We start from the raw sequence: 24390 nt of genomic DNA on the forward strand, positions 1-24390 counted from the left end.
TCCGCCCCCGAGAAACGGATGTCACCTATTGAAAAACTTCAAACAAAACATGGCCCGGGTCGCCGACGTACGCCGACGACCCGGGCCACCCAACAAAATCAGATCAACTTGTACGCCCGGATCACGCTCTGCTTCACCGTGTTACCGGCCGAGTCGACCGCCTTGGCCCGCAGGGAGACGTACCCGGGCTGACCTGGGTGCCGGACAGAGGCCACCCAGCCCTTGCCGGACGAGCGCAGCTTCGCCTTCTGCCAGGTCTTCCCGTCGTCGTAGGAGACCTCGACCGCCAACGACCGCACCGATCCAGCCTGAGAACCCGGTTGGTGTGCCACGGTCACCGGGATGTCGAACGAGCGCCCCGCCGGAGCCGAGTTCGCCACATCCAGCCTCGGCGCGTACCGCACCACCATCGCCGGAACCGGGACGAAGTCGTCCCCGGGAACGTGACCGGACTTGAACGTCCAGGTCGCCTCCACCCGAGTACTCAACTCACTCACGGTACGAGTAGCCGACGTCTCCACCCGATAGTTGGCCCGCTCGGGCGGTACCTCGAACCATCCGTACCCGGGCTCGCCCAGCTCCCCGACCAGCGTGCCGTTGCGGTACAACGCCGTACGCGCGGCGGTGGTCGGCGATCCGCCGGGATGCCCGGCGCTGTCCCCGAACATCGGCAGGTTCACCAGCATGTTGTCGCCCTGCCGGACGATCCCGGTCTCCGCCCAGCCCGGGAAGGACAGGCCGTACGGTGCGCCGTTCCAGCGCTGCTGGTAGTGCTGGCCAGCCCGATAGGCGGTCGGTGCGGAGACCAGGCCCGACTCTGGCACCGGCCAACCGTCGTCGCCCTGCCGGTACATCTGCAACTCGCTGATCCACCGTACGCCCTTGGTGTTGTGGTATTCGACGCGCTGGCCGGGCACCGGAACACGCAGTACAGCGGTCCACATGCCGAGGTTGCCGTCGTGTACCGGTAGCACAAGCCGGTCGGCCCACTGCCCGGGAAGCAACGTGCCCCGGAACTCGTGCCGTACGGTGGCCAGGTCCCGCTGCCGGTAGTGCCGGACGAAGCCGTTGGGCAACCGGCCCGGAATCGCCTCGGAGACCGAGTACAGATATGGACTGTCCTGGAACCATCCCGAGCCGTCCGGACGTGCCCACTGGCTGGTAACCGACGAGGCGAACTGGCTGCTCGGCACGGCCCGGCCCAGTTGCCCGACGGTGACGGTGGCGAAGTCGTCGGTCAGCACCGAGAAATTCCCGACCCAGAACGGCGTGCTGAAGGCGTAGCCCACCGTCCCCAGCGCCAGGGCGGCGGTCGGTTCCGGCACGCTGACCTCGATCGGCTTGGCCAGCCGTGCGTCCAGGGTGATCGTGGTGTCCCGGGTCAACGCCAGCTCCGGCTGTGCGATCACCGCCAGGTCATACTCGTCGCCCTGCGGGGTGTCCAGCCAACTGCTCAGGCCATACCGCCCCTTGGGCAGCCGGATGGTTGTCGTTCCGCTCGCCGTGTACGGCATCTCGAAGCGGTACTCGTCGAGCCCGACCACGTACGTCCGATATCCCGTACTGGCATTGCCCGCCGCGTCGATGTGCTGCAGGGTCAGGTTGTAGCTCTCCGGTTCCTTGTTGACGGCCAGTGGGGTGTTGACCACGGTCGAGCCGGCGGTGGCGAGCAGTCGGCCGGTGTAGTGCCCGTCCGGACTGGCCACGCTGGTGTCGGCGGTGACGGTCACCTCGGCCTGCCCACCGGCCGGCACGGTCACCTGCGCCGCGCCAACCTGGAACATCCCGGCCGGGGCGGCCGCCCCACCCGGGCCGTTCACCTGCGTACTCAACTGCAGGGTCACCGCCGTCGACCCGGTGTTGCGATAGGTCACCGTCCGGGCGACCGGCTCGTCATCATCGTGTGGCCACGCCGTACGACCGTAGGAGAGCCCGACCGGACTGCTGGTCACCGACTGGGTGATGGCCCGGGCCACGTCGACCCGGCCCGCCCCCTGCTCGAACGCGGTCAGCGCCGGGTTCGGCTTCGCCGAAGCGACGAGCGTCGACTTCAGCTGTTCGGCCTTCCACGTCGGATGCTGTTGAGCCAGCAACGCCGCCGCCCCCACCACGTGTGGGGTCGCCATGGACGTGCCCGATGCCGCCACATAGCCGTCCCCGACCGGCGTCCCCATCTCGGTGCCGGTGGCCCGAGCTGCCACGATCTCCACCCCGGGCGCGGTGAGGTCCGGCTTGATCGCATCGTCACCGACCCGCGGACCACGGCTGGAGAAGTCCGCCAACTGGTCGTCGCGGTCCACCGCACCCACCGTCAGCGCCGCATCGGCGCTGCCGGGAGAGCCGACCGTACCCTCACCACCGTCGTTGCCCGCGGCGATCACGAACAACGTGCCGGTCTGCGCGGTCAACGTGTTGACCGCCTCCTCCAACGGGTCGATATCCGGGGTGTCCATCCCCCCGAGGCTGAGGTTGACCAGCGTGGCCTTCTTCTCCGCCGCAGCCCACTGCATGCCGGCCAGGATCGCCGAGTCGGTGCAGTAGGTCGATTCACAGACCTTCCCGGAGAGCAGGGCGGCATCCGGGGCCACCCCGCGATACTTTCCACCCGAGGCGGCACCACTGCCGGCGATGGTCGAGGCGACGTGCGTACCGTGGCCGACTTCGTCCCGCACGTCGGGCGCGTCACTGAAGTTGCGGGCCTCCGCCACCTTGCCGGCCAGGTCGGAATGTTGATCGTCGATCCCGGTGTCCAGCACCGCCACGGTCACGCCACGACCGGTGAACCCGGCGGCGTGGGCGACTGGCGCGCCGATCTGCGGGACGCTGTGCTCCAGCGACACCTGACGCTTGCCGTCCAACCAGATCCGGTCGATGCCGCCTGCGGTGTCGGTCCGCACGGCTGCCGATCCGGTGGTGACCGCTCCCCAGAACCGGGTAGTCGCACCCTTTCCGACGGTCACGGCCGCACCGCCGACCGCCGGCAGGTCCCGACCCCGCTTCGCACCGGCGGCGGTGAAGGTCGCACCGGCCGCCTGAGCAGCGCCGACACGGTACGTCACGATCAGCGGAAGGCTGTCCCGGGCGGCGTCGTGGTAGCCGTGCCGAAGCAACCCGCGTACGTCGAACAGCCGGCGATCCAGCTTGCCGTCCCGGATCAGACGCTGCGCGTCCTGCGGGATCACGTGGACCGCATCCCCATCCCGGTCGACGAAGAACTTGACGTGTTCCCGGCCCTTCGCCGGCTGGACGGTGGAAGCACCGGACGAGGTCAGGGTCACCCGGTCCCCGGTAAGCAGGGTGACGGTGCCCGTCCCGGGCCGGGCCGTCCCCGCGAACGGTCCGGCCGGGACACCCGCACCCGGGGGTACGACAGTCGGGGCGGCTGGCTTCGCCCACCCGGCCGGCCCGGTGCCGAGCACCAGACCGGCGGCGAGCATTCCTGCGGCGAATTTTCTCGATAACTGCAACGTGTACCTCCTGGATCGAGACTGAGTCCGAAGGAGCAACGGATCTATCGATGGGAAGACACTCCCCGCCGCCAACACGGAAAGTCAAGACTTGACCACAGAAACGTCAAATGCATCGACATGTACGGCCCATCGCCTGGCCAGCGTCCGTTTCTGCCTCTGCGATGCCACCTGGCCGGTGGCCTGCGGCCGGACGGTACCGGCATGATGCCTTCATGGACCTGACGAGCGCCGCGAGGGCCAACCGCGACCCCGACACGGTGAAGGCGAAGCTCGCCCGACTGGACGAGCCGCACATCGCCCCGTTCAGTCGACTCGTCGAAGAGATCCGCGTGCTCGTCGGCCACCAGGAGTTGCCGTACGTCGACCCGACCTTCGGCGGGGTGGCGGCGGAGGTGCTGTTCCTGTCCGACGCCCCGTCCCGGACGGCGGCGACAAAGAGCACCCTGCTCTCCCTCGACAACGACGAGGCGACCTCGGCGCACCTGTGGGAGTTCTATCGGGCCGCCGGGTTGGCCCGGGAACGCTGCGTGCACTGGACGGCCCTGCCCTGGCTACCGGCCGACAGCCGCCGCAGGATCGAACGCGGCACCGTCGAGTCGGCACTGCCCTGGTTGGCCCGGCTCATCGACCTGCTGCCCCAGCTCAAGCTGGTGGTGACGATGGGCGAGGTGGCCCGACAGGCGTTCTCGCTCTACCAGTTCCGCGAGGATGCCCACCTGGTCCCGTGGCTCGCCGTGGCCCCGCCCACCGGCCGGACCCGGACCGCCAGCCCGCTGCTGTGGGACGACATCGAACGGGCCTTCGACGTCGCCGCCCGGGTCACCGCCACCGAGCGGGGCCGACCGTAGCCCCCGCCCCCACTGCGGACGCCGCCCCACGCACTGCCCCACCAAATGACATTCATCCAGTCATAACCGACAAGCCGATCGGTGGAATCGACCGATCACCCTTTGCGTGCACGCTGAGCACCTGGGCCGTCACCCTTCGGGAGGCCATGATGGCTGGGCGAGTGCTTGAGCTGCGCGTACACGGGGTATCCAACACGCCCCCGGCGGAGATCCTCGGTCTCCGGTCCCGCCCCGGCGGCTCGCCCGCACACCCTCGACTCGTCGCCGGTGACGACACCACCGGCTTCTACCGACCCCGCACCGACCCGGCCGAGCCGCCGACCGTCGAGGCGTACAGCTGGGGGCAACTCACCTCCGGGGCCCGGACCGCCAAGGACATCCGACGTGCGTTGTGGACCTTCCTGCTGCCGTTCACCCTCGCCAACGTCGCCTTGTACGCCCGCCCGGAGATCCCCGTCGACCCGAGGCGAGAACGCTTCACCAGCCGTACCGGGCTCACCGCCTGGCTGGTCCGGGTCTTCTGCCTGAGCTTGACCGGCACCCTGGTCCTCGCGGTGACCGGGGTCGCTGTGGACCTGATCGCCTGGCAGTGCGTGGACGAAGACTGCCTGAGCCAGATCCCCGGCCCCTGGGAGTTCCTCGCCTCCGGCTGGTGGGGGGCGGGAGCCCGCCCACTCGCCGTCGGGCTGCTCATCCCACTGGGAGTGCTGGCCGTCATAGGAATACTCAGCTGGCGGACCTACCAGTACGAGGCCGAGATGCCCAGCGGACCAGCCGAGCCGGACGACCAGCCCCGACTCGACCACCCACTCCAGGACCCCGACTTCTGGTGCGGCGAGGGCGAGGTACGGCGGCTCGCCGTGGTGCACCTGACCGCAGGTGCCGCCATCGCCGCCCTGGTCCCGCTGGGCGCGGTACTGGCAATGGACCCGCCACAGGGGATACGCGCGGTGCTGACCTGGGGCGTCCTCGGCCTACTCGGCACGGTCGTACTGCTCGGCATCGGGACCCTCGGCCATCCGTACACCACCCGCAAGGGCGGTCACCCCTCGATCCGGCCGTACGGTTTCCTCCTCGCTGCGCTGGCGACGCTCGGCGTACTCGGAACCCTGGTGGTGCTACTGCTGCCGGACGGACCGGCGGGGGTGCCCCTGCACGAGCTGCGCCCCTCGGCTGGCTGCACCGTGGACAGCAACCGTAACGGCTGCATCGAGGACCGGTCCCTGCCCGGCTACGACGCGATCCTCGCCTGGCTGGCCGTCATCCAGGTGCTACTGCTGATCGCAATCGCGGGCGTGTCCCGGTCGGGCCGTCGGGCGCTCGTCGTACCGGTGGTGGCGGCCATGCTCGTGCCGCTGAGCTGCAGCTGGGTGAATGGTTGGCTGCCTGGCCTCCCGCCCGCCCCCGACCAGGCACGCAGCTGGATGGTCGCCGCCTCCGCCCTGGCGGTGGCGGGAGTGGTCGCCCTCCTGCTCCCCCGGGTCCGAACCGAGCCGAACCAGCCACCCGTCGATCGCTGCGTCGCGGTGGCCTGGGGTGGCCGGGGACCGGCGGTGCTCGCCGGGCTCGCCTGGCTGCTCGGCATCTCCTACAGCGCCGGGCTGCTCTACTGGACCACCGACCGGCTCAACAACGGGGCCACCCCCAGTGGACTCTCCACGATCACCCCACCGATGCCGGTCATGTGGGCCGGCATCGCCTACCTGGTCACTCTGGTCACCATCGCCGGCACCGCCGGGTACGCCTGGCTGCTCTTCGCCCGGTTACGTCGCCGCGCCCTGGCCCAACTCGTCCCGCCCGGCAGCACGCTCTCCGCCCACGAACGACGTCGGGCGTACGACGTGGCCACCTACCACGGTCTGCACCAGCTCGTCGGCGAGCACGCGTTGGGGCTGGTCGGCCGGTTGGTGCTGGTCGCCGTGGTACTGGCGGGCGCGAGCGCCGCCGCCGCCCTCTCGTTGGCCCGACCGGCCCCCCACGACGCAACCGGCTGGCTGCTGGTGGTCAAGGCCGCCGTCGACATCGGCAACTCGCTGCTGGGGCTGCTGCCGGTGCTGGTGGCCGGACTCGGCCTGCTGGTCTACCGCAACGACACGGTACGCCGTAGCGTCGGGGTGATCTGGGACATCGGTACGTTCTGGCCCCGCTCGGCGCACCCGTTGGCCCCACCCAGTTACGCCACCCGGGCGGTGCCGCAGTTGCAGACCCGGATCGCCGGGCTGATGGCGCTACCCGAGGACGACCCGCGCCGGGTAGACGCGATCATCCTCTCCGGGCACAGCCAGGGCTCGGTCATCTGTGCTGCCGTCATCCTGCAACTGCCCGCTCGGTGGCGACGGCGGATCTGGTTCTTCTCGTACGGGTCCCAACTGACCCGCCTCTACGGTCGGGCGTTCCCGGCGTTCTTCGGTCCGCACCGGCTGCCGACGGTGGCCACGGCACTGACCACCGCGCCTGGCCGGACCTACTGGACGAACTTCTGGCGGGAAACCGACCCGTTGGGCTGGCCGGTCGCGGCAGCCGAACGTGAACTGCAGGTACGAGACCCCGAGGGGCTGCATCCCACCGGCGGGGAGGTCAACGATCCGCCGATCCGCAACCACAGCGGCTATCCAGACTCGGTGGAGTTCCACCGGGAGAAGGCCACCATCGTCGCAATGTTCGCCGGCACGGTCCCGACCCCCCGCACCCACCCCGACTGAGGTGTAAGGAAGGGCCCCTTGTTATCGCTTTTTGCATAGGAGGGGGCCCTTCCTAACCGGTGTAGAGACGGGTCGCGTACTCCGGGCCGTAGTAGTGCTCAAGCTCTTCGAGGCTCTGCTCCCGACGGGTGGTCTGCTTGGCAATGGCCGCCTGGGATGGCGCAGCCGTCGGGTTCCAGGTTTCCGACGACCACAACTCGGACCGCAGGAACGCCTTCGAGCAGTGGTAGAAGATCTGTTCGATGTCGACGACGAGGGCGAACTGGGGGCGGTGTCCCTTGACCACCATTTGCTCGAAGAACGGGGCGTCCCGCACAATCCGGACCCGGCCGTTGATCCGCAACGTGTCGCCTCGGCCGGGGATCAGATAGATCAGCCCAACGTGCGGATTGTCCAGAATGTTGTGGAAGCCGTCGGCCCGCCGGTTGCCCGGCCGCTCCGGTACGGCGATCGTGGTGTCATCAAGGACCAGGGTGAACCCGGGTGGATCCCCCTTGGGCGAGACATCACAGGTGCCGTCTACGCCCGAGGTGGCCACGAGACAGAACGGCGACGCCGCCAACCACTGCTTGTCGAAGTCACTGAGGAACGTCCGTTCCTTGGCCACCGCTGCCCGGTTCGGCGTACCAAGGATCGCCTGTAGTTCGTCGTGCGAGGTCACCTCGATCATCGACAAACTCTAGGTCACCGCGCAACCGCCCGTCCCGCAGTCAGCGCTCGACCGGACGGTCCCGCAGTCAACGCTCAACCGCCCGGTCCCGCAGTCGTCCTTCGACCGCCCGGTCCAGGTCGGGCGCGCTGATGAGAAACCGTGCCTCGACACCGGCCTGCACCGTCTGCACCTGCGGATCGAGGTCGAGTTGCGGCGGTCCGCCGAACTGTTCCGCTCCACCGACGCCGCCGTACGCCGCCCGGGTCATCATCATCGGCTGTTGGGACGACAGTCCGGTGTCGGCGACCTCCAGCAACGCGGTGACCTGGGCCCCGAGCGCCTCGGCGTACTCCCGGGCACGAAGGACCGCGTCGCCGATCGCGGCCCGCCGCGCCTCGCGATGTACGGGGCTATCCGGCCGCAGTTCCCACCAGGGCCCGGAAACGCTGGTCTGGTCCTGGTCGGCCAGGCGCATCATCAACTCACCGAGCACCGTGAAGTCGACAACGGTCACGGTGGTGCTGACGTTGCCGTGGTATGCCACCACCCGCTCACCGGAACGTTTGGTCTCGGGGCGTACCCACAGCTGCCCGGTCTCCCGGCGCTCGATGGCGGGACCGTACTCCTCGATCAGCCTGCGGGCCGCTTCGGACCGCTCGGCGAGCCGGGCCAACGTCGCCTGGCGATCCTTGTCCCGCGCCGTCACGGTGACCGAGAACCGGGCAAGTTCTGGTGGCACCTCGCGGTGCACCTCGCCTCGTACTGACACGACCGGACCATCGACCATTGCCCCACCCTAGCCGCGCCGGCTCGGAGCCGCAGCGGTCCGAGCCGGCGCTCAGGCCGGCTGGAAGGCGGTGTAGCTGACCATTGCGGAGTCGATGGCGCAGCGGGTGAGGTGGCCACCGGTTTCGCCCAGCCGCAGCAGGAAGTCGAGTTCGGCACTGTCCGGTCCGGACACCGGAAACTGCTCGACGGATCGGGTCATCGGCCGGCTCAGCAGGGATTCCCGCAGGTCACGGCTCTGGGTCAGGTGGGTGGTCAGCGCCTCGACGTCGTCGGCCCGTAGCGCCGCCGTCAGATCGGCGAGAAAGGCGTCCACCAATTCCATCTGCCGCAGCACGAAGTGCCGGTTGTTGATCAGCATGTCGGCGGTCCGCCGGCTGGGCGTACCGGCGACCCGGGTGCCGTCCCGGAAACTCCCGGCGGCCAGGCCAAGGATCGCCTCGCTCACCGGGGACCGGGCCGCCGCCCCGGCCAGGCTGCCGGCCAGCAGGTGTGGAATGTGCGACGACAGCGCCACCACCGCGTCGTGCACCGCCGGGTCCATCGGCACGATCCGGGCCGCGAAGACCTCGATAAACAGCTGGGCCAGGGTACGGAACTGGCTGATCAGCCCGTCCGGGGAGGGGCAGAGCACCCACGCCGCACCGTCGAACAACGCCGGGATCGCGGCGGTCAGCCCGGCCCGCTCGGTGCCGGCCATCGGATGCCCCGGTACGAACCGATGGGCCAGCCCGGTCTCGACCGCGTACGCCGCCACTCCCGACTTCGTACTGCCGACATCGGTGATCACGCACCGGTCGTCGGTCATCTTCGCCACCTTGACCAGGGTGTCGGGCAGGCTGGACAGCGGTCCGCCGAGGAAGACGACGTCCCGGTCCCGTACCGCGTCGGTCAGGGTTTCGGCGAAGGTCAGGCCCTGTTGGCGGGCGAAGTCCCGGGTGCTGGGGTCCGGATCCCAACCGCGTACGTCGAGCCCGGCCTCCTGTAGGCGCAGCAGGATCGAGCCGCCGATCAGCCCGGTGCCGACCACGGCCACCCGGGTTTCGCGTACGCCCGGATCCAGCATCTCGCCTCAGGCGGCGAGCCGGGCCGCGACGGCGGCGACCCGCTCGTCGGTTTCGGTGAAGGCGATCCGGATGTGCTGCTGCCCGCCCGGCCCGTAGAAGACACCCGGTGCGACCAGTACGCCCCGCCGGGCCAGCCAGTCGACCGTCGCCCAGCAGTCCTCGCCCCGGGTCGCCCACAGGTAGAGCCCGGCCGCCGAGTGCTCGATTTCGAACCCGGCTGCGGTGAACGCCGCCCGCAGGGTCTCCCGCCGGGCGCGGTAGCGTTCCCGCTGCTCGTCGGCGTGTGTCTCGTTGGACAGTGCGGTGGCCATGGCCGCCTGCACCGGAGCCGGCACGATCATGCCGGCGTGCTTGCGTACCTTCAGCAGCTCGCCGACCAGGGTCGGGTCACCCGCGACGAACCCGGCCCGGTAGCCGGCCAGGTTGGAGCGCTTGGAGAGCGAGTGCACCGCCAGCAGCCCGTCGTACGACCCGCCTCGGACCTGCTCGGAGAGGATCGACACCGGCTCGGCGTCCCAGCCCAGCGGTAGGTAGCACTCGTCGCTGGCCACCACGGCTCCCCGCTCCCGGGCCCAGTCGACCACCTTCCGCAGGTGGGCGGCGGGCAGCACCTGCCCGGTCGGGTTTCCCGGCGAGTTGACCCAGACCAGCCGGACCCGGCTCGACGGGCCGACGGCGGTCAGCGAGTCGGCGCGTACGGCGGTCGCGCCGGCCAGGCGTACCCCGTCTTCGTAGGTCGGGTAGCAGATCCGGGGAATGACCACGACGTCACCGGGGCCGATGCCCAGCAGGGTCGGCAGCCAGGCCACCAGCTCCTTGGAGCCGATGGTCGGCAGCACACCGAGATCGTCCGGGGTGGCGTCGCAGGAGCGGGCGACCCAGGACGTGATGGCGGCCCGCAGCGCCGGAGATCCGGCGGTCAGCGGGTAGCCGGGCGTGTCGGACCCGTCGGCCAGTGCCTGCCGCACCACTGCCGGTACGGGGTCGACAGGCGTGCCCATCGAAAGGTTGATCGGCCCGTCCGGATGACTGGCGGCAAGCTTGCCAGCCTGGTCCAACACGTCCCAGGTGAAATCGGGCAGCCGGGCCGAGACCGGTGGCTGCCCGCCCTCAGTCCGGTTCAGTGCCCTTCTCCACGCGGCGCCTGGGCCGCGACGAAGGTGGCGTCCTTCTCCACCTTGCCGATCTTGGAGGCACCGCCCGGCGAGCCAAGGTCCTCGAAGAACTCGTAGTTCGCCGAGGTGTAGTCCTTCCACTGCTCCGGGACGTCATCCTCGTAGAAGATCGCTTCGACCGGGCAGACCGGCTCACAGGCCCCGCAGTCGACGCACTCGTCGGGGTGGATGTAGAGCATCCGGTTGCCTTCGTAGATGCAGTCGACCGGGCACTCCTCGATGCAGGCCTTGTCGAGCACATCCACACACGGCTCGGCGATGATGTAGGTCACCGATCTTCTCCTCCGCACTCGGATTCCAGCGCGACCGCATCGTCCCACGCGAGCCGATCCGGAACCCTCGCCAGCCACGCCGCGATCAACCGCGACAGTAAGAGCCTAGTATCTCGCCGGGGAGGGGGTCGATCGTGCTCCGACGGCAGGATGTAGGACACCGGATGGTAGTCCGGCGAATTGTAGGGATTCGGGACGGCCGGCCGGTCTTTTCCGACGCGTTGGGCGAGCTGGTCGAGCTGACCGAGACCCATCTCACCATGGCGACCGCCAAGGGCGAGCTTCGCGTGCCGCTGACCGAGGTGCACCGCGCCAAGCGGGTGCCCCCCGCGCGTCGGCCGACCGCCACTACGGTGGTCGCCCTGGAGTTGGCCGCCAACGAGGCCTGGCCAGCCCTGGTACAGGAACGGCTGGGCGACTGGCGGCTGCGGGCAGCCGACGGTTGGACCGGGCGAGCCAACTCCGCCCTGCCGGTCGGTGACCCGGACCGCCCGTTGGAGGCCGCCATCGACGCGGTCGCCGACTGGTACGCCGCCCGACGCCAGCCCGCCACGATCAACGTACCGCTGCCACTGGCCGCACCGATCGGCAGCGCGCTCGACCGGCGGGGCTGGACCGCCCGTCCTCCGGTCCTGGTGCAGACCGTCCCGCTGACGGCGCTCCTGGCGGCCGTACCGGCCCGGGCCGATCTGCCCCCGGTGGAGCTGGCCACCGAACCGTCGGCCGCCTGGATCGCGCTCGCCGCCGCCCGTAAGGCCGGCCCGGCCGCCGAACTCCCGGCCGCCGCGTGGCACGTGCTCACCGCCGTGGACCAGGTCCGCTTCGCCCACCTGTACGCCGACAGCGGCGACGCCGATCCGCAACTGCTGGGCGTGGCTCGGGGCACGGTCACCGGCGATGGGCGTTGGCTCGGCCTGACCCTGATCGAGGTGGTACCCGCTGCCCGGCGACAGGGATTGGCGCAGCAGCTGGTCCGAGGGCTCGCCGAATGGGCCGTCGAGCTGGGCGCGAGCCATGCCTTCCTCCAGGTGGAGGAGCACAACAGCGGCGCGGTGGCGCTCTATCGGCGGCTCGGCTTCACCACCCACCACACGTACGTCTCCCGGCTGGCACCGAGCAGCGACGGCTGACCAGGCGAGGGTAGGACAGCGGCTAGCCGGTCAGACGCAGGACGCGGGCCGACGGTCAGCGCCCTGCTGTACCCGGCGTCGACTCAGCGGCGGACGATCTTGCGGGGCTTGGCCTGCCGGCTCTCGGCGTACCGCTTCAGCGACTGGGACCGATAGTCCAGGCCCAGCGCGGTCAACAGCAGGAACCCGATCAGGGCACCACCGAAGGTGAAGCTGGCGTAGAGCCCGATCTGGGAGAAAAACGGACCCATGCCGTCTTCGAACGGGTGGGGGCCGCTGATGAACGGGCCGACGAAGACGGTCAGGGCCAGGGCGACCAGGACCGCGCCGGCGACCTCCGGAGCCCACTGGCTGACCGGGCGACGCCGGCCCCAGAGGAAGGCGACCGTCCCGAGGATCACCCCGATCACGGCGAACATCCCCAGGGTCATCCGGTCGGCGGCCTCGATGTCATCGGCGAACCCGAACCGAATGATCAGTCGGGCGACCACGTTGACCGCGAACAGCACCCCTGCGAGCACCCCGAGCGGCAGCCAACGGTCCTTCATCACGCATCCTCCCGGATCATGCCCCGCCGTCACCTCGGCTTCACTGCCCAGATGTCTACCACTTCAGGCGCGGCAGAGCCATAAGCCGCAAGGTCAACGACGCAGGGCCAGAAACAACCGCAAGGTCAACGACACAGGGCCAGAATCAACCGCAGAGTCAGCGGCACGGGGCCAGGATCAGCCGGAAGGCCATGACGGCGAAGGCCATCGCCCCAGCGACGATCATCGCGAGACCCACCCAGTTGTTCGCGGCGAGCAGGATGTCGCCCTCCGACGTGCCACCGGCCACCACCACCATCAGCGCGAACCAAGACACGGCAGGCAGCGCGATCGCCGCCTTGTTACCGACGGCACGGTGGGCGAACCAGCTCAACCCGACGTTGGCGACCACGGCGATGACCACCGACACCCCGATCAGGTAACCGCCCACCCGGGCCGTCGCGAAGATCAATTCCAGTATCCCGGTCAGGATCGCGCCCGCCACCGCCAGCGCTCCCCCGATCACCCGCAACGCCATGTCGAGCGCGGGTTCCAGGGTGGACCACCGGCCCGGCGACGGGTCGGGTTCGAGTTGCGGCGAGGTGGACATGGGCGGGCTGGAGAGGCTCACCGGACGCCGGCCTCTGCCGACGTACCGGCCACCGAGGCCGACTCGCCGGACTGCGCCGGGGCACGGACCACACCGGCGGGCGACCCCGCCGAGTCGACGTCGAGCACTGGAGCGACGTCGCGCGCTGGCTCGGCATCGAACGCCGGGGCGGCATCGAGCGCCAGGCCCGCAAACAGGTCCTCCTCCCAACCGTACGGGCCCACGCCCGGTCCCTTCTCCCCCACGGCGAGCGTGAAGTATTCCACCCCCATGAACTCGTCGCCGAAGTTGCCGGCGATCGAATAGAGCCACGAGTTGTCCGGGATCTGGGTCGCGTGCGCCCGCATCGCCGCCTCCTTGGCGGTGTGCTGGTCGGTGCCGTCGATCTGGGCCGCGATCTGCTCGTCCGGAGTGCCGAACGGCAGCTCATCGGCGTGCTCAATACCAGCGAACGGGTTGTCCGCCGACTCGGCGAACGTGGTCATGCCGGCTTCCAGCACACTCTTCGGCATCGCCGTCCAGTAAATCTTGGCCGGGCCGAACCCCTCGGCGGTGGCCAGTTCGGCGGCACGCATCGCCACCCGGTGCGCCTGGATGTGGTCCGGGTGCCCGTAGAACCCGTTCGGGTCGTAGGTGACCAGCACCTGCGGGCGTACCTCTCGCATGATCTCCACGAGATGCCCGGCGGCGACGTCCAGGTCCGCCCGCCAGAAGGCCCGGGGGTGGTCGTTGGTGGGCAGGCCCATCATGCCGGAGTCGCGGTAGCGCCCGGCACCGCCGAGGAACCGGTGGTCGGTGACGCCCAACGCGGCACAGGCGGCGGCCAACTCGGCGATCCGGTAGCCGCCCAGCTGGTCGGCCTCGGCGGCGAGGAGCCCGGCCAGCGCGGGCACGTGGATCTCCCCTTCCTCGCCGAGGGTGCAGGTCACCAGGGTGACCTGAGCGCCGGCGGCCACGTAGTGGGCCATCGTCGCCCCGGTCCCGATCGACTCGTCATCGGGATGTGCGTGGACCAGCAGAAGCCGGCGGGCAGCGAGAGTCGTCACGCCTCGACACTGTACGCGGCCAACGCGGATCACCTTGTTCCGGGAGTTATCGGACGGGCACTTTAAGGAGTTACCGGCCGGGCACCTTCGGCGAGATCTCCGCGTCGGGAAGCCTCAGGTCACCGGACGGGTACCGATCGCCAGCTCGGCCCCACAGGCGATCCTGCCGCCTTACGATTCCGTCGTGGACTACCCGGAGCTGGCCGCTCGTACCCGTCGATTCGGCTACGGTGCGCCACGGATGCTGACGGTGGCCAACGACGGCTCACGGGTGTTGTTCCTGCGTTCCGCCGGCCCCGAGGATCCGGTGGACGCGCTCTGGTCGCTCGACGTCGCGACCGCGACCGAACACCTGGTGGCCGACCCGACGCTGCTGCTCGACGCCGAGCCGTCTGCCCCGCTGCCGGCGGCCGAACGGGCACTGCGGGAACGGCAGCGGGTCAGCGCCGCCGGCATCGGCGGGTACGCCACCGACCCGGCCGCCCGGGTGGCGGTCTTCACCCTCGGCGGCAGACTGTTCCGGGCCGACCTGGTACACGGGGACGTGGTCGAGGTGTCCACCGCCGGACCGGTGGTCGACCCCCGACCGGACTCGACCGGTCAGCGCCTCGCCTACGTCACCGAGGCCGGCGACGGTGCTCCCCGGGGACAACTCCGGGTGATCGACCCTGACGGCACCGATTCACTGCTCGCCGGCGAGGACTCCGGGGTCACCTGGGGGCTGGCCGAGTACGTCGCGGCCGAGGAGTTCGACCGGTTCCGGGGCTACTGGTGGGCCCCGGACGGACGGTCGATCCTGGCCGCCCGGGTCGACGAGTCCCGGCTGCCCCGCTGGCACCTGGCCGATCCCAGCGACCCGACGGTCGCCCCCACCACGGTCGCCTACCCCCGGTCAGGCGGCCCCAACGCCGAGGTGAGCCTGCACCTGCTCGACCTGGACGGCGGCTGGGTGGACGTGCACTGGGACCGGGAGACCTACCCCTACCTGGTGTCGGTGCACTGGAGCGAGGGCGGTCCGCTGATCACCGTACTGCGCCGGTTGCAGCAGCACGGCCTCGTCCTCGCCGTCGATCCGCGTACCGGCGAGACACAGGTACACGCCGAACTCGCCGACCCGCGCTGGGTCGAACCGGTCGCCGGCACCCCGTGCCACCTCTCCGACGGACGGGTGCTGGTCGGTGGGGAACTCGCCCACGACGGCTACGACGCCCGCTGCCTCTTCGCCGACGGCACCCTGCTCACCCCGCCGTCGCTCTACGTACGCCGGGTGGTCGGCCGGCTGCCCGGCGGCACCGGCGCCCCTGACCTGCTGGTCGAGGCGAGCAACGGGGAACCGAGCCAGCAGCACCTGTTCCGGGTCCGGACCGCGATCGGGGTGGCCGGGGCCGACTCCCAGCGGCTGACCGCCGACCCCGGCTGGCACACCGCCGCAGTAGGTGGGGACGTGGTCGTGGTGGGCTTCGCCTCGCTCGACCATCCGGGCACCCGGTGGACCGTCTGGCAGCGGGACCGCGAGGTGACCACGATCCGGTCGCTGGCCGCCACCCCGCCGTACGCCCCGCGTCCGATGCTGGTCCGGGTCACCGACCGGCGGCTGCCCTCGGCGGTGCTCTACCCCAGCAGCCACGTCACCGGCCGGCGGTTGCCGGTGCTGCTCGACATCTACGGCGGCCCGGGGCACCAGGAGGTGCTGGCGCTACGGTCGCGATGGTTGGAACGGCAGTGGTGGGCCGACGCTGGATTCGCCGTGGTCACCGTCGACAACCGGGGTACGCCGGGCGTGGCACCGTCGTTCGAGAAGGTGGTGCATCGCCGGCTCGCCGACGTGATCCTGCTGGATCAGGTCGACGCGCTGGCCGCGTTGGCCGACAAGCACCCGGACCTGGACCTGCGTCGGGTGGCGATCCGAGGCTGGTCGTTCGGTGGTTGGCTGGCCGCCCTGGCCACGTTGCGCCGCCCCGACCTGTTCCGCTGTGCCATCGTCGGTGCCCCGGTGACCGACTGGACGCTCTACGACACCGCCTACACCGAGCGCTACCTGGGCCTACCGGCCGACGGCGGGGAGATCTACGCCCACCACTCACTGGTGGAGTTGGCCGCCGATCCGGTGCGTGATCCGGCGGAGGCCCGGCCGATGTTGCTGGTGCACGGCATGGCCGACGACAACGTGGTGGTCGCGCACACCCTGCGCCTGTCGGCGGCGCTGCTGGCCGCTGGCCGCCCGCACTCGGTACTACCCCTGACCGGGGCCACCCACATGGCCGCCGGGGGTACGGCCGAGCGCCTGCTCCGCCTGGAACTCGATTTCCTGCGCCACCACCTCGCCTGAGTGTTAGGAAGGGCCCCTTCTTATCGTTTTTTGCATAAGAAGGGGCCCTTCCTAACACCACAACCAGCGCGGCGCGGCTACTGCTCCACACGATGCGCGGCTACTGCTTCACAGGATGCGGCTACTGCTTGACGTGCGCGTCCACGAACGACGTCCACCCGAAGACGCTGGAGACGAAGAGCCCACCGGCCTTCGAGCCGTGTACGAAGTAGGCCACGTTCACGTAGAGCGGCACCACCGGGGCCAGCTCGGTCATGATCCGCTGGTCGAGCTTCGCCCACTCGTCGGCCTGGGCCGTCGGGTCCAGGGCGAGCACCCGGTCAAACTCGGCGTTGATCGCGTCGCTGTTGATGAACGACGAGTTGCTGTTGCCCTCGGGCTTGATCGTGCGACCGTCGTAGAGCACCGGCAGGATGGAGGCACCGCTGGGCCAGTCCGCCGCCCACTGACCGAGGTAGAGGTCCCACGGGTTGTTCTTCTTCTTGACCTCGTCCAGGCGAGCGTCGGTGGGGATGTTCCGGATCGTGATCTTGAATCCGGCCTTCTCCAGGTTGGCCTTGAGCTGGGTCGCGACCTCCTGGCCCTCACGGTCGTCAGCGGCACCGAGCACCAGCTCCGGGGTCCGGCCGGCGAGCAGTTCCTTGGCCTTCTCGATATTGCCGGTCTTGCCGGCGGGGTACGCCTCGTACTGCTTGAAGCCGATCGTGGTGGGCGGCAGCAGCGTGGTCAGCGGCTGGGCGATCGACTCACCGCCCAGGGTCTTGACCAGACCGTCCCGGTCGATGGCGTAGTTGAGCGCCTGCCGGATCGACAAATCGGTGACCCGCTGGGTGTTGATCACCAGGTTGTTGGTCTGCGGGGTGGGCGAGAGCAGGGTACGGCTCTTCAGCGCCGCGTCCCCGGCAACCCGAGCGACCAGCGAGGAGGGGATGGTGTTCCAGGCCAGCGCCGCCTGGTCGGCCCCGCCGTCGGCGATCGCCCGGTTGGCTGCGGCGGTCTGGTCTGGGCCGAAGCTCCAGACGAACTTGTCCGGGTACTGGTGGCGTACCGGGTCGGTGGCCGGGTCCCAGTGCTCGTTGCGCTCCAGCACCAACTCGGTGCCGACCGTGTTCTTGGTGACCTTGTACGGGCCGGACGAAAACGGCGCGTTGTCCAGGTTGACGCCGGTGTCCTTGTCGGCCGGCAGCGGCGCGGTGGTCGGCAGGGACACGGCGAAGGGCAGGTCACAGCGGGGCTTGTTGAACTCGAAGCGCAGCGTCTTCGGGTCCGGCGTGGTCAGCCCCGGCGGCAACGAGGTCTTGTTGGCCTTGAAGTCCCACTTGGTGTCGAACTGCGGGCTGTCGACCAACCATTCCTGGATGTAGGTCGGGCCGCCGGTGAGGTCGAGGTCGAACGAGCGGGCGATGCCGTACGCGATCTCCTTCGAGGTGATCGCCCGACCGTCCTCGAACTTGACCCCGTCCTTGATCTTGAATTCCCAGACCTTGCAGTCGTTGTTGACGTTCTTGCCCGGGGTCTCGGCAAGGTCGCCGACCAGCGTCAGCTTGCCCTTGCCGTCGTCCTTCCAGGTGGTCAGGAAACGGCTGTAGAGCGGGGTGTTCATCAGACCCACGAACGAGTACGTCCGCTGCGGGTCCAGGTGCGTGATCTTGGTTTCCCGAAGGATGGTGAAGGTGCCGCCCTTCTTGGCACCCGGCACCTCCGGCGCGGGGCCGAGAGAGTCCTTCGGGTCGGTCGCGATGACCCCGGTCTGGGTACGGTTGATGTCTACATCGGTGCCCTCGCCGGTGTTCTCCGTGCACGCACCCAATGTCACCACCAGTGCGATAGCGCCGCTCGCGGCGGCCGCCACCCGTGGTCGCATGATGTTCCTCCTCCACCGAATGTGCTGCGTAGCCGCCGTGCGAAGACCGCCGACGCCCCAGGGATCGTAGTGAAGGAAATCTACGAATTGGGTAACAGTTAACGATAAGTTTTGCCACGATGGTCGCCTGCTAGAACACCCATCGAGACCGGCACGAGGCTACTGAGCACCCCGTACCGGCAGCGTCACCCAGGTAATAGCTCGTTAGGTTCTCGCCAGGTTCTCGTTAACGCCGAGCGGCGAAACTGACGAAGGTCTGCCAGACGTCCGGTCCGAAGGCGAGGGTGCCACCGTCGCGGTCCTTGCTGTCCCGGACCAGCACCACACCGGGCAGGTTGTCGGCGACCTCGACGCAGTTGCCACCGTTGGAGCTGCTGCGGGTGCTCGTGCGCCAGCGGGCGCCGGTCATCTCAGCCATGTTCGCGCCTCTAGATGCTCTCTGGACAGATCGCGCGGGAGCGCCACCGACCTCAGAGTGTCCCAGGTGTGCCAGAGCGGGGCAACGTCCTTGACGATCCGCGCCTCCGCCTGGTCGTCGATGTATCCGACGTCGCCGTCACCGTCGACGCTGGCGATGACGAACGCGCCGGCCTGGCCGGGATGGAAGCCGGCCCGCAGTGGGAGCACGTGCACCATCACATTGGGTCGGGTGGAGATGGCAACCAGATGGTCGAGTTGGGGCTGCATGATCTCCGGGTCACCCCGCAACAGCGCCGCCTCGTCGATCACGAAGATGGTCAGCGGCGGTCGGGGTCGGTCGAGGACAACCGCCTGCCGCTCCAGCCGGGTCGCGACGTATCCGTCCACCTCGTCGGCACCCGGCGGACCGCTACTGAGCACCGCGCGGGCGTACGCCTCGGTCTGCAGCAGGCCGGGCAGCACCGCGACCTCGAACGACCGCAGTGCCGTCGCCTCCCGCTCCAGGTCGGCCCAGGGCCGAAACCACGCCGGTACGCGGGGCCGTATCACGTCCGGCCAGAGCTCGCCGATCTCCCGGCCGAGGGCCTTGGCCGCTGCCATCCGGTGCCGAGGGTGGGGCACCCGCCCCGGCGAGAGCCACCGTCCGACGGTCTTCGGGTCGACTCCGACTTGGCCCGCCAGTGACTCGACCGTCTCGCCGGCCTCAGCCATGGCGGTACGCAGCAGATTGTTCATTGCCATCTCCCGGTGGACGTCCGGAACGTCCTCGAACGTCCGCAGGACGGATCGCCGCACGGTGTGATTACCCGGCTACGCGCAGCACTTTAGGACGCAAAAGCGCAGGTGGCAATGGCACGCCACGACACGTGTCCACGGCAGAGGAGGACCGACAATGCCCCATTTCGGCATGCCCGCGATCGGCCGAACAACGGCCACTAGGTGCTGGCGTTCAGGCCTTGGTGGACTCTGGCCCCGGTAGGGACCATTTCCCACCAAGATCTGGGGAGAAGACCAAAACCTAGCCGAGGCGGACCCGGGGGTCGATGACGGCGTAGAGCAGGTCGACCACCAGGTTGGCCACGACCACGAAGAACGCCGCGATCAGCACCGTCGCCATGATGGTGGGCAGGTCACCGCCGCGCACCGCCTCCACCGCCGTACGACCCAACCCCTGGATGCCGAAGGTGGTCTCGGTGATGACCGTGCCACCCAGCGCCCCGCCCACGTCGAGCCCGGCGATGGTGACCACCGGCGTGATCGCCGCGCGCAGCGCGTGCCGGCCGTACACCTTGGATTTTGGCAGGCCCTTGGCCCGCGCGGTCCGGATGAAGTCCTCGGAGAGGGTCTCCAACATCTGCGCTCTGGATAGTCGGGCGTAGATGGCGGAGAAGAGGAAGGCCAGCGCGAACCAGGCCAACACCAGCCCGCTGGCCCATTTAGCTGGATTTTCGAAGATCGAGGTATAACTCGGCACCGGCAGGAGCTTCAGGTTGTAGACGAGAACCAGCAGCAGTACGGCACCGACGAAGTAGAGCTGGAGCGAGGCACCGGTCAGCGAGACGCCGATCGCGATCCGGTCCAGCAGGGTGCCCCGACGCAGTGCCGAGATCATGCCGAGGCCGACCCCAAGTACCAGCCAGAGAATGGCTGCCGGCAGGACGATGCTCAGCGTCACCGGCAGCACCCGGGCCATGGTGTCGGTGACCGCCTCGCTGTTCACGTAGGAGTAGCCCAGGCAGGGCGCGTCACACCGACCGCCCTGGGCGCTGCCCAGATCCCGACCGACGAAGATCCCCTTCATGTACCCGAGGTACTGGGTGTGCAGCGGGTCGCGCAGCCCCAGTTCCTGACGTACCCGCTCCAACCGCTCGGCGTTGCAGTTCTTCGGGCACATCCCGTTGACCGGGTCCTTGGGCAGGGCGAAGAACATCAGGAAGCTGAGCACACTCACCGCGAACAGGGTCAGCACCGCGGAGAGCAGCCGTTTGACAAAGAACCGCGTCATGACGAACCCCTACCGGGAGGACTTCGGGTCGAGCGCGTCGCGCAGCGAGTCACCGAAGAGGTTGAAAGCGAACACCAGCGCGAAGATCGCGATGCCGGGGAAGAAAACGTACGCCGGGTCGGTCTGTAGGTAGCTCAGGCTCCGGAAGATCATCCGACCGAAGCTGGACGATTCGTCACTGAGCCCGATCCCGAGGAACGACAGTGCCGCCTCATTGGTGATGTACGACGGCACCGCCAACGAGAAGGAGACCAGGATCGGGGCCCAGATGTTCGGCAGGATCTGCCGGAACAGCATGTGCCCCAGCCCGGCTCCGCTGGCCCGAGCCGCCTCGACGAACTCCCGTTCCCGCAGGGCGATCACCTGGCCACGTACCAACCTGGCGGTGCTGGTCCAGCCGAACACTGCGAAGACCGCGATCAGGAGCGTCACCTGGAAGGTCACCGTCACCTCTTCGCGGTCCCCGTAGAAGCGCAGCGCCATGGTCGGCATCACCGCCAACGCGATGATCAGGAACGGCATGGCCAGGACCAGGTCGGTGATCCAGGTGATCACCGAGTCCCACCAGCCACCGAGATAGCCGGCGAGGGTGCCGGTGACGATACCGATCACCGCGGTCACGATGGCGGCGGCGAACGCGATGAACAGCGAGGTGCGCAGGCCGTAGACCATGCGGATGAAGATGTCGCGGCCCGTGTTCGGCTCCAGGCCGAACCAGTGCTCGCCGGTGATGCCGCCGAGATATCCCAGCGGCATTCCGTGCCCGTCCAGCTTCTCCATCGCCCGCTCGTTGGGGTCGATGCCGTACAGCATCTCGATCAACGGCGCGGCGAGTGCGAGGACCAGGAACAGGACCAGGATCGCACCGCTGATCATCGCGGTCCGGTCGCGACGTAGCCGGGCCCAGGCGAGTTGCCCGGGCGAGCGGCCGACGATGCCCTTGGCCTTGGGGACGTCCGCCCCACCACCGGACCCGGCCGTCTCTCCGCCACCGGACCCGGCCTCGGCCAGCGCGACACCCTCCACCGGGGACAGGCTCATCGCGTCACCTCCACGCAGTTGAAACCACCGCGGCCAAGGACGGCACAGCCGCAGCCAGCGGAGTCGAAGTCGGCACTCATTGGATCGGCCCGCTCTCCGGGAAGTGGCACGCCGTGGCCTGCTGGCCACCGTCGCGGGGCACCAGCGCCGGTTCTTCGGTCGCGCACCGCTCCTCGGCCTTCCAGCACCGGGTACGGAACCGGCAGCCCGACGGCGGGTCCAGTGGGGTCGGCACGTCCCCGGTCAGCCGAATCCGCCCCGCCGGCCCCAACTGCGTGACGTCCGGGATCGCCGAGAGCAGCGCCCGGGTGTACGGATGTTGCGGCCGCTCGTAGATGTCGGCGCGGTCGCCCATCTCCACGATCTTGCCCAGGTACATGACCGCGACCCGCTGGCAGAAATGCCGTACCACAGCCAGGTCGTGGGCGATGAAGACGAACGCCAGGTCGAGTTCGCGTTGCAGGTCACGCAGCAGGTTGATGACCTGGGCCTGGATCGAGACGTCCAGCGCGGAGACCGGCTCGTCGGCCACGATCAGCTTTGGTCGCAGGGCCAGCGCTCGGGCGATCCCGATCCGCTGCCGCTGGCCGCCGGAGAACTCGTGCGGATAGCGGTTGTAGTGCTCGGGGTTGAGCCCGACCAGTTCCAACAGCTCGCGTACCCGCTGTTTCACTCCGCCCGGTGGCTTGATCCCGTTGACCCGCAGCGGCATCGCCACGATCTCACCAACGGTGTGCCGAGGGTTCAACGACGCGTACGGGTCCTGGAAGATGATCTGTAGGTCCTGCCGGAGCGGGCGCAGTGTCCGCCGACCGGCGTGCGTGATGTCCTGCCCCTCGAAGACGATCCGCCCGTCGCTGGGCTCCAGCAGCCGTACCAGCATCCGACCGGTGGTGGTCTTGCCGCAGCCGGACTCGCCGACCAGACCCAGGGTCTCCCCGGGCCGGACCTCGAAGTCGAGCCCGTCGACCGCCCGGACCATTCCGCTGTGCCCGCCGCCGCGTACCGGGAAGTGCTTGGTCAGCCCTTCCACCCGCAGCAGCGCCTCCTGCCTGGTCGCCGGTGTCGTCTCCGGCGTCGCCACCGCGGTCATCGGGCCACTCCCAACTGGACGATCTCGTCGGCGTGGATCCGTACCCGCTCCTCCTCCGGCAGGTGGCAGGCGACCAGGTGCCCCGCCTCCCGTACCGGCAGTAGCTCGGGCACATCCGTGCTGGACCGGCCGTCGGTCCGTTCGGCGTACCGGCAGCGGGGGTGGAACGCGCAGCCCGGCGGCAGGTTGATCAGGCTCGGCGGGTTGCCCTTGATCGGGACGAGGTCCGCGTCGGCGTCACCGTGCAACGACGGCACGCTGGAGAGCAACCCCCAGGTGTACGGGTGCTGCGGCCGGCGGAGCACCTGTTCGACGCTGCCGTGCTCGACGGCTCGTCCGCCGTACATCACCAGCACCTCGTCGGCGACCTGGCTGACCACACCGAGATCGTGGGTGATCATGATGATCGCGGAGTTGAACTCGCTCTGGAGATCTTCCAGCAGGTCGAGGATCTGCGCCTGCACGGTGACGTCCAGCGCGGTGGTCGGCTCGTCGGCGATGACCAGGGCCGGGTCGTTGACCAGGGACATCGCGATCATCGCCCGCTGACGCATGCCGCCGGAGAACTCGTGCGGGTACTGGTCGACCCGCTTCGCCGGCTGCGGAATACCGACCCGGCCGAGCATGTCGATGGCTCGCTGCTTGGCCGCCCGCTTGTTCGCCTCCGGGTGGTGGACTCGGTACGCCTCGGCGATCTGCCGCCCCACCGTGTAGTACGGATGCAGCGCGGAGAGCGGATCCTGGAAGATCATCGACAGGTCCCGGCCACGCAGTTTGCGGATCTCGTGCTCCGACATGCCGACGAGTTCCTGCCCACCGACCTGGATCTGCCCGGTGATCCTGGCGCGTCGAGCATTGTGCAGCCCGAGGATCGCCAGGCTGGTGACGCTCTTACCCGAGCCCGACTCGCCGACGATGCCCAGGGTCCGTCCCCGGTCGACGCTGAACGAGACCCCGTCGACCGCCCGGACCAGCCCGTCCTCGGTGTCGAAGTGCACCCTCAGGTCTGCGACCTGAAGGTACGGCTCTGCGCCCGTACGCTGCTTCGGCTCTGCGGCCGTACGCTGCTGCGGCTCTGTGGCCGTACGTTGCTTCGGGGTCGACTCGGCGCTCGGCGGTGGGACTTCTGTCTTCTCGGACTCGGCCGATTCCGGCATGTCCACGACCGCCTCCCTCTTCCTGCCCGCCAGTGGCTCCCCACTGGTCAAATCCCCTGGACAAACCCGGAGATGTGGTGAAGAGAACTTACAGCAGGGGCTAGAGGGTGAAAATAAGCTACAAAGACCAGCCCTGTCAGCGGGCCATTCGTAACGACTCCGCATCAGGCAACTCTGCAGCTCACTCCATATTCAA

20 protein-coding genes are annotated in these 24390 nt (G+C 69.1%); 4 read left to right on the forward strand and 16 right to left on the reverse strand.

What is annotated here, in order from left to right:
- Positions 1–98: 98 nt before the first annotated feature.
- Positions 99–3437 (reverse strand): S8 family serine peptidase, encoded by a 3339-nt coding sequence (locus ACWDV4_RS27730; protein WP_449984635.1) that lies wholly within the window; start codon positions 3435–3437, stop codon positions 99–101.
- A 245-nt stretch (positions 3438–3682) separates the two neighbouring features.
- Between ACWDV4_RS27730 and ACWDV4_RS27735 the strand changes: the two genes are divergently transcribed.
- Positions 3683–4318, forward strand: coding sequence for a uracil-DNA glycosylase (locus ACWDV4_RS27735; protein ID WP_449984570.1), 636 nt, complete (start codon positions 3683–3685; stop codon positions 4316–4318).
- A gap of 149 nt (positions 4319–4467) precedes the next feature.
- Positions 4468–7020 carry a hypothetical protein gene (locus ACWDV4_RS27740; protein WP_449984572.1) on the forward strand — a complete coding sequence of 851 codons (2553 nt, stop codon included), beginning with the start codon at positions 4468–4470 and terminating at the stop codon, positions 7018–7020.
- 52 nt (positions 7021–7072) lie between these two features.
- On the opposite strand, the gene ACWDV4_RS27745 is transcribed toward ACWDV4_RS27740, so the two are convergent.
- The 5 genes from ACWDV4_RS27745 to fdxA all read right to left on the reverse strand — a co-directional run bounded on the left by ACWDV4_RS27745 (position 7073) and on the right by fdxA (position 10972).
- A complete protein-coding gene (locus tag ACWDV4_RS27745; protein ID WP_449984575.1) occupies positions 7073–7690 on the reverse strand; it encodes a pyridoxamine 5'-phosphate oxidase family protein in 618 nt (205 codons plus the stop codon).
- A 67-nt stretch (positions 7691–7757) separates the two neighbouring features.
- The gene (locus ACWDV4_RS27750; protein ID WP_449984577.1) at positions 7758–8459 is read right to left on the reverse strand and encodes an SIMPL domain-containing protein; all 702 of its coding nucleotides are present in this window, start codon (positions 8457–8459) and stop codon (positions 7758–7760) included.
- A 51-nt stretch (positions 8460–8510) separates the two neighbouring features.
- Positions 8511–9524: a prephenate dehydrogenase gene (locus ACWDV4_RS27755; protein WP_449984580.1), complete on the reverse strand. Its 1014-nt coding sequence runs from the start codon at positions 9522–9524 to the stop codon at positions 8511–8513.
- 6 nt (positions 9525–9530) lie between these two features.
- Entirely contained in the window at positions 9531–10649 is a 1119-nt protein-coding gene (gene dapC / locus ACWDV4_RS27760) for a succinyldiaminopimelate transaminase (RefSeq protein ID WP_449984638.1), read from the reverse strand.
- On the reverse strand, positions 10646–10972 hold the full coding sequence (fdxA, locus tag ACWDV4_RS27765; RefSeq protein ID WP_449984582.1) for a ferredoxin: 327 nt from the start codon (positions 10970–10972) through the stop codon (positions 10646–10648). Before fdxA ends, dapC begins: the two co-directional genes overlap by 4 nt.
- A gap of 134 nt (positions 10973–11106) precedes the next feature.
- Between fdxA and ACWDV4_RS27770 the strand changes: the two genes are divergently transcribed.
- Entirely contained in the window at positions 11107–12102 is a 996-nt protein-coding gene (locus ACWDV4_RS27770; RefSeq protein WP_449984584.1) for a GNAT family N-acetyltransferase, read from the forward strand.
- An 83-nt stretch (positions 12103–12185) separates the two neighbouring features.
- On the opposite strand, the gene ACWDV4_RS27775 is transcribed toward ACWDV4_RS27770, so the two are convergent.
- The 3 genes from ACWDV4_RS27775 to mshB form a co-directional block, all read right to left on the reverse strand.
- Complete coding sequence (locus ACWDV4_RS27775) at positions 12186–12650, reverse strand: hypothetical protein (protein ID WP_449984587.1); 465 nt, start codon at positions 12648–12650, stop codon at positions 12186–12188.
- 157 nt (positions 12651–12807) lie between these two features.
- Positions 12808–13239 (reverse strand): hypothetical protein, encoded by a 432-nt coding sequence (locus tag ACWDV4_RS27780; RefSeq protein ID WP_449984641.1) that lies wholly within the window; start codon positions 13237–13239, stop codon positions 12808–12810.
- 17 nt (positions 13240–13256) lie between these two features.
- Positions 13257–14285 (reverse strand): N-acetyl-1-D-myo-inositol-2-amino-2-deoxy-alpha-D-glucopyranoside deacetylase, encoded by a 1029-nt coding sequence (mshB, locus tag ACWDV4_RS27785; protein ID WP_449984590.1) that lies wholly within the window; start codon positions 14283–14285, stop codon positions 13257–13259.
- Positions 14286–14469: 184 nt separating this feature from the next.
- Between mshB and ACWDV4_RS27790 the strand changes: the two genes are divergently transcribed.
- Positions 14470–16614 (forward strand): prolyl oligopeptidase family serine peptidase, encoded by a 2145-nt coding sequence (locus ACWDV4_RS27790; RefSeq protein ID WP_449984593.1) that lies wholly within the window; start codon positions 14470–14472, stop codon positions 16612–16614.
- Between the two features lie 121 nt (positions 16615–16735).
- Here the strand turns inward: ACWDV4_RS27790 and ACWDV4_RS27795 are convergent, their stop codons facing one another.
- The 7 genes from ACWDV4_RS27795 to ACWDV4_RS27825 form a co-directional block, all read right to left on the reverse strand.
- Positions 16736–18478, reverse strand: a complete 1743-nt coding sequence (locus tag ACWDV4_RS27795; RefSeq protein WP_449984596.1) for an ABC transporter substrate-binding protein — start codon at positions 18476–18478, stop codon at positions 16736–16738.
- A gap of 226 nt (positions 18479–18704) precedes the next feature.
- Complete coding sequence (locus ACWDV4_RS27800) at positions 18705–18887, reverse strand: DUF397 domain-containing protein (RefSeq protein ID WP_449984643.1); 183 nt, start codon at positions 18885–18887, stop codon at positions 18705–18707.
- Complete coding sequence (locus tag ACWDV4_RS27805; protein WP_449984645.1) at positions 18884–19633, reverse strand: helix-turn-helix domain-containing protein; 750 nt, start codon at positions 19631–19633, stop codon at positions 18884–18886. The genes ACWDV4_RS27800 and ACWDV4_RS27805 overlap by 4 nt, the downstream gene beginning before the upstream one ends.
- 283 nt (positions 19634–19916) lie before the next feature.
- Positions 19917–20903: an ABC transporter permease gene (locus ACWDV4_RS27810; protein ID WP_449984598.1), complete on the reverse strand. Its 987-nt coding sequence runs from the start codon at positions 20901–20903 to the stop codon at positions 19917–19919.
- Positions 20904–20912: 9 nt separating this feature from the next.
- On the reverse strand, positions 20913–21944 hold the full coding sequence (locus tag ACWDV4_RS27815) for an ABC transporter permease (RefSeq protein ID WP_449984601.1): 1032 nt from the start codon (positions 21942–21944) through the stop codon (positions 20913–20915).
- Positions 21945–22020: 76 nt separating this feature from the next.
- The gene (locus ACWDV4_RS27820; protein WP_449984604.1) at positions 22021–23037 is read right to left on the reverse strand and encodes an ABC transporter ATP-binding protein; all 1017 of its coding nucleotides are present in this window, start codon (positions 23035–23037) and stop codon (positions 22021–22023) included.
- A complete protein-coding gene (locus ACWDV4_RS27825) occupies positions 23034–24200 on the reverse strand; it encodes an ABC transporter ATP-binding protein (RefSeq protein WP_449984607.1) in 1167 nt (388 codons plus the stop codon). Before ACWDV4_RS27825 ends, ACWDV4_RS27820 begins: the two co-directional genes overlap by 4 nt.
- Positions 24201–24390: the final 190 nt, after the last annotated feature.

The organism is Micromonospora sp. NPDC003197, assembly GCF_053590565.1.